Annotated in this window: 19 protein-coding genes; 2 read left to right on the plus strand and 17 right to left on the minus strand. The window is 40.0% G+C overall.

The window, feature by feature from the left end:
- Positions 1 to 9 precede the first annotated feature (9 nt).
- The 3 genes from ACNORC_RS08620 to ACNORC_RS08630 all read right to left on the minus strand — a co-directional run bounded on the left by ACNORC_RS08620 (position 10) and on the right by ACNORC_RS08630 (position 1255).
- Positions 10 to 249, minus strand: coding sequence for a hypothetical protein (locus ACNORC_RS08620; RefSeq protein WP_418335221.1), 240 nt, complete (start codon positions 247 to 249; stop codon positions 10 to 12).
- Complete coding sequence (locus tag ACNORC_RS08625; protein ID WP_418335222.1) at positions 221 to 454, minus strand: putative signal transducing protein; 234 nt, start codon at positions 452 to 454, stop codon at positions 221 to 223. The genes ACNORC_RS08620 and ACNORC_RS08625 overlap by 29 nt, the downstream gene beginning before the upstream one ends.
- A gap of 75 nt (positions 455 to 529) precedes the next feature.
- On the minus strand, positions 530 to 1255 hold the full coding sequence (locus ACNORC_RS08630; protein WP_418335223.1) for a hypothetical protein: 726 nt from the start codon (positions 1253 to 1255) through the stop codon (positions 530 to 532).
- Positions 1256 to 1447: 192 nt separating this feature from the next.
- Here ACNORC_RS08630 and ACNORC_RS08635 point away from each other — a divergent pair, with 192 nt between their 5' ends.
- Positions 1448 to 2035, plus strand: a complete 588-nt coding sequence (locus tag ACNORC_RS08635) for a DUF4136 domain-containing protein (protein ID WP_418335224.1) — start codon at positions 1448 to 1450, stop codon at positions 2033 to 2035.
- 74 nt (positions 2036 to 2109) lie between these two features.
- On the opposite strand, the gene pheT is transcribed toward ACNORC_RS08635, so the two are convergent.
- The 6 genes from pheT to ACNORC_RS08665 form a co-directional block, all read right to left on the minus strand.
- Complete coding sequence (pheT, locus tag ACNORC_RS08640; RefSeq protein WP_418335225.1) at positions 2110 to 4536, minus strand: phenylalanine--tRNA ligase subunit beta; 2427 nt, start codon at positions 4534 to 4536, stop codon at positions 2110 to 2112.
- Between the two features lie 132 nt (positions 4537 to 4668).
- Entirely contained in the window at positions 4669 to 5586 is a 918-nt protein-coding gene (locus ACNORC_RS08645) for a tetratricopeptide repeat protein (protein ID WP_418335226.1), read from the minus strand.
- 184 nt (positions 5587 to 5770) lie between these two features.
- The gene (locus tag ACNORC_RS08650; protein WP_418335227.1) at positions 5771 to 6643 is read right to left on the minus strand and encodes an arsenite methyltransferase; all 873 of its coding nucleotides are present in this window, start codon (positions 6641 to 6643) and stop codon (positions 5771 to 5773) included.
- A 10-nt stretch (positions 6644 to 6653) separates the two neighbouring features.
- Positions 6654 to 6983 (minus strand): ArsR/SmtB family transcription factor, encoded by a 330-nt coding sequence (locus ACNORC_RS08655; protein WP_418335228.1) that lies wholly within the window; start codon positions 6981 to 6983, stop codon positions 6654 to 6656.
- Positions 6984 to 7121: 138 nt separating this feature from the next.
- Positions 7122 to 7565, minus strand: coding sequence for a hypothetical protein (locus ACNORC_RS08660; RefSeq protein WP_418335229.1), 444 nt, complete (start codon positions 7563 to 7565; stop codon positions 7122 to 7124).
- Between the two features lie 20 nt (positions 7566 to 7585).
- Positions 7586 to 8017, minus strand: coding sequence for a hypothetical protein (locus ACNORC_RS08665; RefSeq protein WP_418335230.1), 432 nt, complete (start codon positions 8015 to 8017; stop codon positions 7586 to 7588).
- Between the two features lie 225 nt (positions 8018 to 8242).
- On the opposite strand from ACNORC_RS08665, the gene ACNORC_RS08670 reads away from it, so the two are divergent.
- Positions 8243 to 8473: a hypothetical protein gene (locus ACNORC_RS08670; RefSeq protein WP_418335231.1), complete on the plus strand. Its 231-nt coding sequence runs from the start codon at positions 8243 to 8245 to the stop codon at positions 8471 to 8473.
- A gap of 69 nt (positions 8474 to 8542) precedes the next feature.
- On the opposite strand, the gene ACNORC_RS08675 is transcribed toward ACNORC_RS08670, so the two are convergent.
- The 8 genes from ACNORC_RS08675 to ACNORC_RS08710 form a co-directional block, all read right to left on the minus strand.
- Positions 8543 to 9916, minus strand: coding sequence for an MBL fold metallo-hydrolase RNA specificity domain-containing protein (locus ACNORC_RS08675; protein WP_418335232.1), 1374 nt, complete (start codon positions 9914 to 9916; stop codon positions 8543 to 8545).
- A 4-nt stretch (positions 9917 to 9920) separates the two neighbouring features.
- Positions 9921 to 10766, minus strand: coding sequence for a restriction endonuclease (locus ACNORC_RS08680; RefSeq protein ID WP_418335233.1), 846 nt, complete (start codon positions 10764 to 10766; stop codon positions 9921 to 9923).
- 10 nt (positions 10767 to 10776) lie between these two features.
- Positions 10777 to 11616, minus strand: coding sequence for a universal stress protein (locus ACNORC_RS08685; RefSeq protein WP_418335234.1), 840 nt, complete (start codon positions 11614 to 11616; stop codon positions 10777 to 10779).
- A gap of 1 nt (position 11617) precedes the next feature.
- Positions 11618 to 12463 carry a universal stress protein gene (locus tag ACNORC_RS08690; RefSeq protein ID WP_418335235.1) on the minus strand — a complete coding sequence of 282 codons (846 nt, stop codon included), beginning with the start codon at positions 12461 to 12463 and terminating at the stop codon, positions 11618 to 11620.
- An 18-nt stretch (positions 12464 to 12481) separates the two neighbouring features.
- Entirely contained in the window at positions 12482 to 13330 is an 849-nt protein-coding gene (locus ACNORC_RS08695; protein WP_418335236.1) for a universal stress protein, read from the minus strand.
- 112 nt (positions 13331 to 13442) lie between these two features.
- On the minus strand, positions 13443 to 13916 hold the full coding sequence (locus tag ACNORC_RS08700; RefSeq protein ID WP_418335237.1) for an Hsp20/alpha crystallin family protein: 474 nt from the start codon (positions 13914 to 13916) through the stop codon (positions 13443 to 13445).
- Positions 13917 to 14071: 155 nt separating this feature from the next.
- Complete coding sequence (locus ACNORC_RS08705; protein ID WP_418335238.1) at positions 14072 to 14218, minus strand: hypothetical protein; 147 nt, start codon at positions 14216 to 14218, stop codon at positions 14072 to 14074.
- A 336-nt stretch (positions 14219 to 14554) separates the two neighbouring features.
- Positions 14555 to 15601 carry a response regulator gene (locus ACNORC_RS08710; RefSeq protein WP_418335239.1) on the minus strand — a complete coding sequence of 349 codons (1047 nt, stop codon included), beginning with the start codon at positions 15599 to 15601 and terminating at the stop codon, positions 14555 to 14557.
- Between the last annotated feature and the right edge of the window lie 198 nt (positions 15602 to 15799).

Consider the following 15799-nt stretch of genomic DNA (forward strand, 5'->3'; position numbering starts at 1 on the left):
ACCTTTTTTTTATTCCTCTTCTGAAGGATTAAAGAACCTGTACAGATCCCATCCTCCCATGATTATAAATCCAATGGCAATTATAATTCGAAAAGTGGTGTAAGGGACGCCGTTCCAGAATGTAAATAACCGGTAGAAACCATAGGATAGAAAAGCCAGGCCTACAATGAGATTAAGATAATTATGGCGCCGGGTGTTTTCAGACATAGAGGAAAACAGGCTACTCCTTTGGAAAAGTTTCTTCTGCAATTTTTAGTGCTTTATCATAATATTCAGAGAGAACAAATAATTGTACCTGGCCGGGAAGTCCTCCTCCAAAGCCTGCCCGTAATCCGGAATCAAAATCATTTCGGACACGGCTGGGAATGTCCTGCTCTTCCAGGATATTTTGCAGGTGCATTACATTAACTTCAGATCCTGTGTATATCCTTTTATAGTCTTCTTCTGAACTCATCTGTTTTTCTTTAAGTCCTAAATTTACTAATAGGAAATTAACTACCCGGTGCTTTTAGATTCAGTTTAACAATTGTTATGCATTGTAGAACTTACTGTTCCAGTTACCTGAGCTAAAATTCTTTCCCAAACTAATTCCGTAGAAAAAAATAAGAGCTACCACGGACTTGAAAGTGTATAAAAAGATGATCAGGAATTCTGAGGTAGACTGATAACGGCTGAAGAAGATTTCCCGAATTCCAAAGGCCAGCAGAAAGCTGAAAAAGAAACTAAAGATCAACAGGTTCTCCAGATTTTTCAGGGGCCACATGGCTAATTTACGAAGTGGGTGAATATCCTTTCCCCATTTGTGGACCAGGTAAAAATAATCGTTCCCGATAGGTGCAAACAACATGGGATCATCGGCATTCTCTAGTCTGAAATATTTTGCCGGTGCAAGGATCTGAAGATTGCTAAGGCTGGTTTGGTGTGCCTGTTCGAGTTCTTTTACTGCAGAAACAGCTTCAGAAGGAAGCTCTGCCTTGAAGAAGCGGGTGCGTAGAAACCGAAGCCGGTAGTTGATGCTGATCTTTTTAATTTGGGAAATATGGAAGATCCTTTCCGTTTCTAAAAGGTCAAAAATGAATTTGTTTTCACCATTTCCTTCCGGTTCTCCATTGAGAATTCGTTGTTTAATTTCTTCCTCAGTTTCTGATCCGGCTTCTAATATTTCTTGAACTTTCTGGAGTATTTCTTCTTCGGAGCTCTCTTTATTTCGCAGGAATGTAAGTTGGTGGTGGAGGTTTGTTCTTTCTAGCAGCATATCCCTTTCTTTTAAACCAGTCTAAATTAAGGAATAACATCAGTATTTGCAAAACACTATTTATATGGTAAAGCTTAACGTTTTTTATTGTTAATTTTAAGATTATCGGGTTAAAATAAAGATAAACCTTCCGAAGCCAAAAGTCAGGCTTTTTATAATTCCTATCTTCTCAAAAAATAAAAATTATTGAGTATGAAAAGAATGAAATATGTGATCAGCCTTAGTATTGTGATGAGTTTATTACTACTGAGTTGTGGTCCAAAAGTCAATACAAGCAAAAAAACCACGCAAAGCCTGGATAGTTTTTCGAGCTATGCATTTTTACCCAATCAGGATACAATTAAGACCACCCGTTATGATAACTCATTTGTAAATGAGATCGTCATTAATGAGATCACTGAAAATATGCAACAACAGGATTACCGGTTAGACAGAAGTCAGCCAGACCTGCTGGTGTATTACCATTTAATGCTTGATGAAGCTACCATGGCCGATGCGGCACCTGTTTATACGAATTATAGTTATTACAGGCCGGGATATTACGTGGGGCCCTACTACAGGAACTATATGTATAATGATTATTATACCATTCCAAGAATTGCGGGCAGCGGAATTGAACAAATTCCCTATAAAGAAGGTACTATTGTAGTAGACCTGATCAACCGCCGCACCAATGAGATAGTTTGGAGAGGCAAAGCCAGTGATGTGATCACTCTTAACAACCTGGAAGAGGAGTTAAAGCAATACATAAATGCCATTTTTGACAAGTTTCCCAAATAAGTAGAGATTCGGGATTATAACAAAAACGCCCCCTCAAATTTGAAGGGGCGTTTCTTTTTTATAGTTTCTAAAACTTATCTGAGTTCAGCTCCCAGTTGATTTTCAAAGTTCTCCTGCAGCTTGTTCATGATCTTATCGATCTGCTTGTCAGTTAAAGTTTTGCTCTCGTCCTGAAGCACAAAACTTACTGCATAACTCTTCTTGCCTTCAGGTAAATTACTTCCTGAATACACATCAAAAAGATTGACATTTTTAAGCAATTTCTGTTCGGTACGGTAAGCGAGCTCATAAATTTGCTCGAAGCTTACAGAATTATCCAGCAGTAACGCGAAATCTCTTCTTACCGGCTGGTATTTTGGAATATCCCTGAATTTGTTTTCTCGATTCCTTGAGATCTCCGTGACATTGTCCCAGAAAAAGTCAGCGTATAATACCTCCTGATTAATGTCAAATTTCTTCAGAAGTTTCTTTTTAATGACTCCGAATTCTACCACCCGGGTTTTATTATAGCTAAGCGTGATACCTTCAGAAAAAACATCATTTTTCACCGGCGAGGATTTCAGTTCCTGAATACCCAGTCTTTCAAGTACAGAGGTGACAACCCCTTTTAGATAGAAGAAATCTCCTTTTTTCAATGGCACATTCCAATTCTCGTCTGCTCGGTTTCCGGAGATGAAAATTGACAGATGTTTGCTTTCTTCCCTTCCGTTCGGGTAATTATTGTAAGTTTTTCCAAATTCGAAGAACTTCAGGTCAGTACGTTTCCTGTTTAGGTTGTAGCTTACAGCTTCCAAGCCTGAGAATAGGAGGGACTGGCGCATTACTGAAAGGTCCTGGCTCAAAGGGTTCAGCATCTTTACAGCGTGCTCTCCTTTTAATTGTCCGCTTAACTCCAGGTGTGCCGGAGTGGTCAGGGAATTCGCCATGGTCTCATAAAAACCCTGCCCTACAAGCTGTCCTGCAATGAGGTTCTGAAGTTTATAATCTTCGAATCGGGTAGAATTGGCAACCGAAGCATTTATCTTTTCTCCAAATTCAATGTTGTTATACCCGTAGACTCTCAGGATCTCTTCAATAACATCAGCCTCTCTTTTTACATCTACCCTATAAGCCGGAATGGTAAGTCCCATACCAGTTTCAGTCACATTGTTGACCCTGATCTCCAAAGAGGCCAGAATTGATTTTATGGTTTCTTTCGCCAGGTTCTGCCCAATCAGGGTATTGATCTTGTCAAAAGTGAGGAAAACGGGGAAATCTTCAATTTTCTTTGGATAATAATCATCTATGTCACTGGTCACACTTCCGCCGGCCAGCTCCTGTATGAGTAGAACTGCTCTTTTTAAAGCATATTCTGTGATGTTCGGATCGATGCCGCGTTCAAATCTGAAAGAAGCATCAGTATTAAGACCATGTCTTTTTGCTGTTTTTCGAACAGTAACCGGATTAAAATAGGCGCTTTCAATGAACAGGCTCGTAGTGCTTTCTGTTACTCCGCTGCCAATTCCTCCAAAAACTCCGGCAATCGCCAATGGCTTTTCAGCATCACAGATCATCAGGTCCTCTTCATGAAGTTCCCTTTCAACTTCATCAAGCGTCACGAATTTTGTTCCGGCAGGAAGAGTCTTTACATTGATCTCACTACCTGCGATTTTCGCCGCATCAAAAGCATGTAACGGCTGTCCCAGTTCATGCATCACATAGTTAGTGATGTCTACCACATTGTTCTTAGGAGTGATGCCTATTGCTTTTAACCTGTTCTGAAGCCATTTAGGAGACTCGGCTATTTTGATATCAGATATAGTGACACCACAATAGCGCGGAGCCAGATCTGGATTCTCAATCTTAACAGGGATGCGCAAATTACGGCTGTCTACGTGGAAACTGCTTACAGAAGGAGTAATTAACTCCTGCATCTCTCCCTGTTGCTGTAAACCGGCTTTCAAATCGCGGGCTACACCCCAGTGGCTCATAGCATCGGCACGATTAGGTGTAAGGCCTATTTCCAATACGTGGTCATCTTCTATTTCAAAAACTTTGGCTGCAGCAGTACCTGTAGTTAATTCATCGCTCAACACCATAATGCCATCATGGCTCTGTCCCAGTCCAAGTTCATCTTCGGCACAGATCATCCCATGGCTACTTTCACCTCTAATTTTGCTTTTGCGAATTTCCCACGGAGTTCCTTTTTCGTCATATAAAGTAGTTCCCACAGTCGCCACAGGTACTTTTTGCCCTTTTGCAACATTAGGTGCGCCACACACGATCTGGACCGGTTCCCCGTTTCCAATATCAACCGTCGTTAATTTCAGACGGTCAGCGTTTGGGTGCTGTTCACAGGAAAGAACTTCTCCTACTACAATTCCCTTCAATCCTCCCTTTACACTTTGAAAAGGTTCAATACCTTCTACTTCAAGTCCGAGATCGGTCAATAGAACGCCTGTTTCTTCAGGAGTTCTGGAAATCTTCAAAAATTGTCTAAGCCAGTTATATGAAATCTTCATTGAATAATTTTTTCCAGCTGCAAAGATAGTATTACGAATGGTTTTAGCATAATTTTAATCGGAAACGGCGTTTACAAAAAAGGAAGAGGGGAGACGTCCCCTCTTCCTAAATCTGCAATACTTTCAAATTGTTTACTTGGTCATATGCATGGCATACATTTTTTGCCATTCTCCGGCGTCATTTTTTTCATAGATCACCCATTTCAGCTCATTGTCTGAGATCTTTTGCAGATCATGCTTTAGCACCACGTCTTTCCCGGTGCGGGACACGTATTTATCCATAAAAGTAAATTCGGTAGGAGATTTGGTTTCCATTTTCATGGTGGAGGTCTCGATCCCCTGCATACCATCCGGACTAATATAAGCTATATCAAAAGTGTCATCCATCGCATCATACGCGATCATTCTTATCCCATCGGACTCATTTTGCGCGTTAAAATGTCGTATCAACAGTGCATTGACATCCTCATTATAGGAGATCTTATCGTGGCTTTTCATAGTCATAGCTTCTTTTCCGTCAGTGTACCCGGTGCTCTCGACTTTCCAATCGCCCTGAAGAAAAGCAAGTTGCTTATCTTTTTTCTCCAATTTTGCCAGTTTTCCTTTTGAAGCAGACATAATTCGGGTCTGCTCATCTTCTTTATCAGATTTCTCAGCAATTGCTATTGACTTTTTAAAATATTCCTTCGCTTCATCGGTTTGCCCTTTTTCAAGAAGATAATCGGCATAGGAGTCATAAGGATTGGCTGCCGTAGGATATTCTTCCATATTCAATTTAAACACTTTTTCAGCCGCATCAAGGTCCTGGTCTTCATTCATGATAACATAACCTATTCGATTGAGTTCCCATTCTGTCCAGACATACTTGTCAGAATTTTTCATCTTGGCCGTTTTGTACATTTTCAGCGCCTTATCTATCCCGTTCTTCTGATATTCGCTATAAACGGCTTCTCCGATAGATTTTTTCTCTGTGTCCTGTGCATTTGTCGTCACAAAAAAACAAATGAGTACCAGGCTCATAATCCATTTGAATTGTTTTCTCTGTTTCATAACTAATTAGTTTTAAAGTTGTTAAGTATTAAAAATACGGATTTTTAACAAAGCTGATTACAATAAAATGAGGCTTGAAAGAGATGTCCTACAAAATTTGTGGTAAAAATTTATTTTTCGGAGGTGATACAAAAAGAAAAGGGGAAATGATCGCTCATTCCCCCTTTTAGTTCTTTAAAATAAATTAGCAACATCCGCTACCGGGTGCACAGGCTGAGATGGTTTCCTGTAGCACTTTGATCTTTTTAGCTCCAGGCTTTTCAGCGTAAACTGTGATACTGAAAATTCCTAGTGTTCCGTTTTTCATTTCTGAGACCTCTTGTTGATCCAGGTATTTACCCAGAATATCATCAGGAATAATGATCGGTTTTTCTTTTTGCACTTTTATATTCGAGAATCCGGCGCTTTTAATAGCATCCAGATAATCCCCTTTTTGAATAGCTCCAGACACGCACCCTGCATACATTTCGGCATCTTTTTGTAATGCCTCCGGAAGATTTCCAGTAAGCACTACATCAGAGATGCTGAAGTGCCCTCCAGGTTTCAGAACGCGGTAGATCTCCTTAATTACTTTCGGTTTATCGGGCACCAGGTTCAGAACACAGTTGCTTACTACAACATCTGCGATGTTATCTGAAACCGGCATCTCTTCAATGTCTCCCTCACGGAATTCTACATTGTTAAAGCCTAGTTTTTCAGCATTGATGCGGGCTTTTTCGATCATGGCCGGTGTAAAATCCAATCCTATCACCTTTCCGGTTTCCCCGGTCTCATGACGGGCAATGAAACAGTCGTTTCCGGCACCCGAACCCAGATCAATCACTGTATCCCCTTTTTGGATATGGGCAAATTGTGTGGGTAAACCGCAACCCAGGCCAAGGTCTCCCTCGGATTTATAACCTTTAAGATCTGAATAATCGTCGGTCATAATATTATAAACTTCAACCGAAGAATCTCCGGCACCGCAACAGGAAGCCATATTAAAAGCCTGATCCTGGCTGGCAATCTTGCTGTACTTCTCCCTTACGAGGGATTTGATCTGATCTGAATTTTTCATCTTAAAATTTTTAGCAACAAGTTTTAGTGGATTGAAACCTTTTGAAGAACTCTTCGAACAAGAGTTGAATTTCTTCCCATTTTTGAGGGTCTATACAATAGCAAACAGAAACACCTTCAATATTACCTTTTATGATACCCAGGTTCTTGAGTTCTCTCAAGTGCTGGCTTATAGTAGCCTGTGCTAATCCCAGCTCCTCCACCAGGTCTCCGTTTATGCAGGTGTTGCTATTGAGAAGGTATTCCAAAATGGCAATTCTGGCAGGATGCGCAAAAACTTTAGCGACGGTAGCCAGGGCGTTTTGTCTTTCTGTAAACAATTCGGACTTAGTTACTCCCATAGTATCAATATTACATTGCAATATTACGATAATAGAAATTGCTGAACAAATTTCTTCAGAAAAAAACCTGCACCCTTTCGGGTACAGGCCTAAAACTCTCTGTGTGTGCTATGAAGAATTTTTAGTTGAAACCTTTTATTACGTAAGTAATCTCTTTTGTTTTTGCTTTTTTAAAGCATTGGATACATCTTCAAAGATCTCTCTTTTTAATTGCTTATAGGTTTTGGTAAAATCATTGAATTCCTGTAGGATCTTTTTGTGTTCCTGTCTGTACACCCGTCCTTCTTTTGGTTCATCTACGTTCTCAACCAGGCGCTGGAGCCGGTTAGTATGATCATTAATCTTTTCAAACAGTTTATCCAATTCTTTTTCAGATTCAGACAATCTATCTGAAAGCTCTTTTGTTTTAGAGAATAGGCGAGATTCAATGATAGGCATTGTGTACTCCTTAAGCATATCTTCAAAGAAGCGATGTTCGTCTTTGATAAAGTTCAGTTCAGATTTCCACTGTATAGAGGAAAAATGCATCTCATCGGGAGTTTTCCAATCGATGTATCTGAAGTTATGACCTTTGGCTTTCATGGCTCCAAAAACTTTTGATTCTAATGTTCCGTACTGGTTTTTCTAAAAGCGTGACCGGTACTTGAAAAAACTTCCAGTTTATAATTCCTGAACCTTTCCAGAAATTCCTGGATCCTGTTTTCAAGTTTCAAATGTTCATCATGGTAAAAAATTTCGCAACTAATATCCTCACACTCCAGCATACCTTCTATATCATACCTGTGATTATGAACCTCCATGGTAAATTCGATATTTTCACTCCTGAAATTTTCAAGATCATTTGAAAATAGCTGCAGCTTTTCATACATGTTTAAGATATTCTTTTGATAGATATCTGCGGTGAGCAACTGGTGTAAAAAATTGATCTCTTCGGTTGTATAGGAAAGTTGTTTTTTCCACACCTCATTTTCCTTGAGGAGTTCCAATATCTCTCGTTCATTCGCTGAAAACTTCCTGGTGGCAGACCGTGGCATAAGTACTTGTTTTATAGGTTATAAGTTAATCAAAATTAATGCAATAATGAAATGATATATGTCAATCAAAACTTAAAATAAACGGTTTGGAATAAAATTTTTAAGGGGAAAAAGATTGGAAAATATAGCCGGAAATCAAGCCGAAAAAATATTTTTATCACTTTGTATTTTGAATACTAAAATCATATACATTTGTCGCCTCAAACAATTAATAATTCATTTAAAATGAAAAAATCCTTTTTGACTTTTGCTGTTATCGCATTAGTATTTAGTTTCACTTCTTGTAAAGAAACTCCTGCTGAAAACACTGAAGAAAGTGCAGTAGAAGTAATGGAAACTCCTGCTGAAACTACTGTTGAAGCAGTTGAAACTCCAGTAGAAGAAGAAGTTGTAGACACTACTTCAACTGGCGGTACTGTAGTAGAAGACAATACCAATACTACTTCTGTAGAATAATTTATTCGAAAGAATTAGGGGCTTCTGCCTAACAAAGATCCGTGGACGTGTCCACGGATTTTTTTTTGCCTATACCTCAAGTTCCACAACGTCGAGCAGGTGAGGCAACTGAACCTGCCAATGGTAGGTGTCTTTGATCTTTACCCGAAGCGCATCTGCAGCCATTCTTTCCCCGTGGATCAAAAATACCTTTTCAGGGACATTTTTTACTGCTGAAAGCCAATCCAGCAACCCTTTCTGGTCAGCATGTGCAGAAAGACTGCTAATGCTTTTCACTTCGGCTTTGACCTCGCAATACTTACCAAAGATCTTGATGTCTTTTGCACCTTCCTGCAACTGTCTTCCGCGGGTGCCTTCGGCCTGGTAACCCGCCAGCATAACTGTTGTATTCGGTTTGTCCAGGTAATACCTTAGATAGGTTAGTACTCTTCCCCCTGTCACCATGCCACTTCCCGCGATTACGACTTTTGGACGGGTATCATCAATGGTTTTCCACGTATCGCGGTAGGAGGTGATGATATTAAAGAAGTTCTTCATCGAAGCCAGTTCATGTGAGGAGATCTTGTGCCACGCCGGAAACCTCTCAAAGGCACTTAGCACTTCATTGCCCATAGGGCTGTCAATGAATATGGGAAGATGCGGAATGTGGTTCTGCTCATAGAGTGACCAGATCTTATACATCAGGGTTTGTAGGCGCTCCACCGCAAAACTCGGAATGATAAGGATTCCTTTGTTCTGAAGCAATTTTTTAATTTCTGCGGAAAGAATTTCGTCCACATCTTCTTCAGGATGCAACCTGTTGCCGTACGTACTTTCGAGAAAGATATAATCTGCCCATTCGGGCCTTTCAGGTGGTGCTAACAGGAAATCCTCCCGTCTGCCAATATCCCCGCTAAAAACAAGCAGCTTATCATATACCTGCAGTTCAATAAAGGTAGCCCCAAGAATATGCCCATTCCGTCTTAACCTGAAGGAAATATTGTCTGTTAACAAATACCACTTGTCGGTATCAACAGTGTCAAAATGCTTTATACAGATCTCAGCCTCCCTCACATTGTAGAGAGGTAGTGCAGGTTCATGATCTGTAAACTTTTCCTCGTTGGCGCGTTTTGCATCTTCTTCCTGGATCTTAGCGCTGTCCATGAGAATAATTTCCGCTATCGTGAGGGTAGGTGCTGTTCCTTTGATCTTTCCGCGGAATCCTTCTGTAATAAGCCTGGGGAGATACCCGCAATGATCGAGATGCCCGTGAGTGAGTAGAACGCAATCAATTTGATCAGCCGGAAACGCAAGAGGAGCCCAATTTAGTTCCCTTAATTCTTTCAGCCCCTGAAAAAGTCCGCAGTCGATGAGGACATTAAAACCGGGAGTTTCTACCAGAAATTTGGAACCTGTGACTGTACCGGCTGCTCCTAAGAAATGTATTTTGATCCTGGTGCCCATAATTTCAGTGTTTACATAGCACGTGCATCTCGTTAAGGATCTTCTTTTTTCTGTGTGCGGAAATCTCCAGTTGATCCAGCAAAAAATCTTCCTTCAGCAGGTCCCGGCATAGAACTACTTCGCGACTCAACAGGAACTGTTTTTCTCTTTTGGAAAGTATGGTAGAAACCGTGATAGGGTAGAGACCTAGGTGGTCTATCCTTTCTTTTAGACTTTCCCCTTTTGGAGTATCCCAGCTCACCAGTTTAAGACCTGCACATTTACCATAGACCAAAGCGTCGGCTGTGAAGCGAGTATTGGTCACCACCCATCCTTCATCAAAAGGGGCAATCTTCGTTTCCCTTTTTAGTTGGTGATTCCGAATGTCTTCAAAGCGGGAATGAATGTACAAGGGAACCTTGACATTGCAGAAACGGCCCTGGTCACCATGGAATTTACACTCGATCAGGATCTTTTTACCGTCTTTTTCAGCAATGACATCCACTTCGTGAGTAACACATTCGCCCTGGAGTACCTCACTTACTTCTACCAGATAGCCACTGTGGCGGAGGATAGCTGCAACAAAATGCTCAAAGGGATATCCGGTTGGTCCCAATTCATAGATTGCTTTTTTGAGCTTATAACGTGAGGCTACCAGTCTGTCTTTCTTCCGCAGGAGATTAAAAGCCCGCCTGTAGACCTCTTTTGTGGTGATACCTTCATGCAGTTCTTCTTTTATTATTGAGATGATCTGGTCAATTATCTGTTCCCCGGCTCCAGATCTTCGTAATGAGGCTGCAACTTTCTCTTCAGAAAAATCTCTTCGGTTACCCGATGCAGTGGTGATCTGTAGATTTTTCTTTTTTTTCATAGCTTAAGATTCAGGGCTGGTGTAAAACCAGAACAGGTACTTTGGAATAATGTGCTAAATTTTTGTAGACTGGACTAAACAACATATTTTCGAAAAACGTGTGTTTTTTATTGATAAAAGCGATCATCTCGCTTCCCCGGCTTTCAGTAAAGGAATAAATGCCCAAAGGAATATTCAGAAATTCAAGGGAATGAAAAGAGTGGTTCGAAGATTTGAGACGTTCCTTTAGAGCCTGTTTATTTTCATGCTGTGACCTGTTAAGGCCTCCTTCTTCCATAATATGCAAAACCCTGATTGCTGCCTTAAAGCGGGCTGTTAATTGCAAAAGGTAATTGAGGTCGTTGGTATTGAGTTCTATTTTATAGCTGTTGGCAAGAACGATCTCACTGATACCTTTAAACCTGGCATTTGCAGGAACAGCCAGTACGGGGCATCGTACAATTTCTTCCATAATATTGACCGTGTTACTTCCATACACTACTTCTGTATCACCGGTATGACCCTGGGTTCCTATTACGATAAGTTCGGGGTGTATCAGCGTGATCTGTTCCCGAATCGCGGTGACCAGGTTCTTATTCTCTGAGATATGCTGAAAGTGAAATTGTCCCTTTTCTTTCTGGGAGAGCTGATCTCCTAACTGTTTTAGTCTCCTTTCGGCCTGAATGTGTGCAGCTTTCAGTTTTTCGGGAGCGGGAATGGGAGTTAGCCGACTCTCTTCCTGGTAATCATTCACCTTGTAGCAATAAAGCAACTTAAAGGTACATTCCTCTTCCGAATATAACTCAAGAGCATAGGAAATTGCGTTTAGCGAATTCTCCGAAAAATCTGTAGGAAGGAGCACGAATTTCATACTATCGTTTTTTTTCCGAAGGAATGACCAGGAATGGAACTTTTACATGAAAACCTATCTCGTTGATTACCGGTCGGAACAAGAGGTTTTCAAAGAAGGAATGTTTGTTATTGACCATGGCTAACATGTCAATCGGGTTTTCTTCCTGAAAATCATAAATAGCCTGGGGAACACTTTTATCTGCTATGCTGTAAAAATGATGGGCAATGTTCTTTAAGGAACTTCCAAGAGCTTTTTTCTTCTTTTCCTGTTCTTCTGTCAAAGTTGTTTTAAGGTAAACATGTAAAATGTGGATATTAGAAGCGTTCTTTAAAGCGATCTCCTTTAAAAAGCTCAATAATTTGGGAAGGCCGGATTCATAATCTGTAGGGAAAAGAATTTCTTTTGGAGGTTTATATTCATAATGAGATGGTACGGCCAGTAAAGGACATTTTACTTTTTTGATGGCATGCACCGTATGGGTGCCAAAAAGAATCTCCTCGGCTCCGGTTGCCCCTTTAGTACCCATTACCACCAGATCGATATTTTTTTCTTTAACCTGCTCTTTCAGTTCATCATTGAGCATATTAAAGGAAGAGATCTTTTTGAATTCGTGTTTGTCATTCTGAAAATTCCGCTTGATCTTCCTAAGAACTCTTTCCAGACCACGCAGGGAATTATTCCTGTAAATTTCGGTTAGCGTAGGTTGGGTAGAACTGTACACCAGGTACTCATTATCATAAAGCACAGGAGTGTAGGTATTGAGTAGGTAAAAGGTGCATTCTTCGTCACTCAGAAGCTGCAGTGCGTATTTGATGGCATTATACGCATTTTCTGAAAAATCGGTTGGTAGTAGAATATTTTTCATAGCGGTCGGTTTTTATCACTAGGTGCGGTGAAAATTCTGAAGCACTAAAAATGGGATCTTTGGGTGCAGCCCTATTTTGTCCAAAGTCGATTGGTAAAGTACATTCTCCAGATAACTGTGACGGGAATTCACCAGTACCAGAAGGTCGATATTCAGATCTTCAATACTCTTAAGAATGGCTTTTGTTTTTTCCTGTTCCTCTACCTGGTGAAAATCTTTCTTTACATCATAGAACTGTTCTTCAATTGCGGAGAGATTGTCTTTTTGCCGGAAAGAGTCCAGTGGAAAGTTAGAAATGTACAACATATGCACTTCGGTGCAAAAGGCCCGGGCAAGATCCCCCACTAGTTTTAATTCCCTGCGCTGGTACGGCAGCATAAAATTTGAGGGAAAAAGTAACCTTTTTGGATCTGTATATTCGTAACCGGCAGGGATACTGAGTACCGGGCATTGTACGTATTTAATGATCTGCAGGCTATTGCTGCCAAACGTCATTTTCCGGTCATTGGTCTTACCCCGGGTTGAGGTAATTATAATATCGGCGTTCTCCCTGTCCACCAGGTCGTTGACCTCATCTATGAGGGTGCCGAAAGAGGAGATTGTATGGAATTGGTGCTTGGGGTTGGGAAAAAGGCCGGTAATTTCTTCTTTTATTTTATTTAATTCCCTGTCTGAATTGGTCCTGGTTGTTTCCTTGAACTCATCCAGAAACTCCTGGGTTAGCAATCCCTCCGTGTTATAAACCTCATCAGCATAAGCATTCAGCAAGAAGAATTCAGCTTTTTCATACTTAAATAGCTGTGCAGCAAACTTTGTTGCGTTGAAAGCATTTTCTGAAAAGTCGGTAGGGAGTACTATTTTTCTCATTTTGTGGAGTTTATATCTAAATTTAACTGAAATGCCGATATCAGCCAATGATTCGTATCATTATTATCAAACAAAGAAAAAAAGAGGGGTGAAATTTTTCACCCCATCTTCCTTAAGAGACTTTGATGGATTTTGGTTTTTTCTCTCCTCCCGGTTTTTTGTGAAGTATCAGTTTTAGAACCCCATCTTTGTACTTGGCGTTCACTTCTTTCTCTTCATCAATGTTTTCAGGAAGTCTCATGGATCGTGAAAAAGAATTATAACTGAATTCTTTTTTCATGTAGCCTTCTTTTTCTTCTTCTTTTTTATCTTCTTTTTCAGCAGAAATAGTAAGTATTCCGTCGTCCATTGTGATGTTGAAATCTTCTTTGGAAAGACCCGGAGCAGCCATTTCTATATGAATGTCATTACCTTTTTCTTTTACATTAATGGCAGGACTAAAATCGAAAGATTCCTGGTTTCCTCCATTAAAAAGGCGGTTCATTAGACTTTGACGAGTATCAGGAAAATCAGAGAAGAAAGGATCATTAAAAAATGAACTTACCGCCATTGGGCTACGATTTTTGTTGGACTTTACTAGTGTCATGACTAAGGTATTTAAATGGTTAATAAACTACCTTAAGTTGAAGTTTTTCGCTCAAAAAATCAATGACAAAAGTCATTGTAAGAGGCTATTAGGATAAAATTAACTAACTGCTGAAGTCAGTGTGGATCAGTGGTGAAATCAAATCAAGAGAGTTTTTACTCCCTTTCTAAAAATAGTTCAATAGTGTTCTCTTTTTCAAGACAGTTTTTGTTAATGGTCTGGGAGATGTACCCCAATGATAAGATTATTCCTATAAAGAAGATAAGGAAGAACCAAAACCACGTCATGAGAATTCTGTACATAGCTGTGGATTTAAAGTTAGAGAAAGTGTATCCACCAAAAAAAAAGGAACAGGAAATCAATATTCCCTGTTCCCCTAAGAAGATATAAGTTCAGTTAACTCTCTTTGATACCAGTGATAATACCTATAGTAAAATTTATGTATCAGGTCAATTGTCTTATCATCTTCTCTATCTGATTTCTGACTCCTATGAAGTACTCAAAAACCAGATATTCCATTCTATCTTTTGTAGATTCTTATTGATTTATTGAAACTAAGCTAATGAAAAATAGTTGGTTGGGTAATGACATATGTCATCTAAAACAGGTTTAACCTTTAATTAAGAAAGCTTTCTTAATTATTTAATCTCGTGAAGCTTTTCCAGGTCCAGGATCTTTATATCTCTACCCACAATATCTATAAGTCCATCCTTTTTAAGAGATGACAGGCTCCTGATGAAGCTCTCGGTTGATATCCCGGCAACACTGGCGAGATCACTTCTGGAGATTCGAATATGGTCCCGCGGGCTTTCCTGGATTTTTTCGGCGAACTCGAGTATAGTGTTTGTGGTTTTCTTCAACATGGAACTGTAAGCCATATCCAAAAGATGATCTTTCAAGGTGATCAAATTGTCTGAGATCAACTGCCCGAATTCCAGCATCAGGTTTTGGCTTGCTGCGATCTTTTTTACAAAATGTTCAGTAGTAATACGGTATAACTTGCTGTTTTGGAGAGCTTGAGCCGTTTCAGGATAAGCAGAAGGTGTTTTAAAGCTGTAAAATCCAAGGAAATCATTTTTCTTGACCAGACCGGTGATGAGTTCTTTTCCATATTCATCAAGCCTGTAGGTTTTAATAAGTCCTTCTTCTACCAGATAAACATACGAGGCATTACCGGTTTCCCTAAAGATCTCCTCCAACTTGTGAAATTCCTCAATTTCTCCTGATCTTAAAAAATATTCACGTAATCCATCCAGGTCATATATTGCTTCTTCCGGGGAAGTAGTGCTATTTTTGAAATTGTTCCTTAGGATGTCATGTTTGGCCAACCTGCTGGCAATTGCTGTTAAAAGATCAACTTCTCTAAACGGTTTGGTAATGTAATCGTCGGCACCTAAATTCATTCCGCGACGCACATCTTCAGGATTTGCCTTTACTGAAAGAAAGATAAAAGGGATCTCCCGTGTTTTATTTCTCTTTTGAAGAGCTTTATATACTTCATACCCATTTGCTTTGGGCATCATAATATCTGAAATTATTAGATCTGGAAGTTTTTCCAGGGCCAGATCGATGCCTTCCTCCCCGTTTTGAGCCGTAAAAACCTCATATCCCGAAAGCTCAAGAAGCTCCCGTGTGTTTTGAAGTAGGGTAGTATCATCTTCTATAAGTAATATCCTCTTTTTCATGGTTTACGAGGCTAAAAAAAATTAGGACCGGTATAGAGGCAAAGAGGTGCAGAGGCCGCAGGACATACCACTTTACCCGGCTATTAAAGGCCATTAAAAATAACAATTTCCCGCTAAAAACGGAAACATTATTAGCAGAATTGGCATTAATTTCCACAACTGGTCGTAGTTGTGCAGTAAATTTTTTGCGGAATGAAA

Origin of the sequence: Salinimicrobium soli, assembly GCF_048323655.1 — a bacterium.
GTDB lineage: Bacteria > Bacteroidota > Bacteroidia > Flavobacteriales > Flavobacteriaceae > Salinimicrobium > Salinimicrobium soli.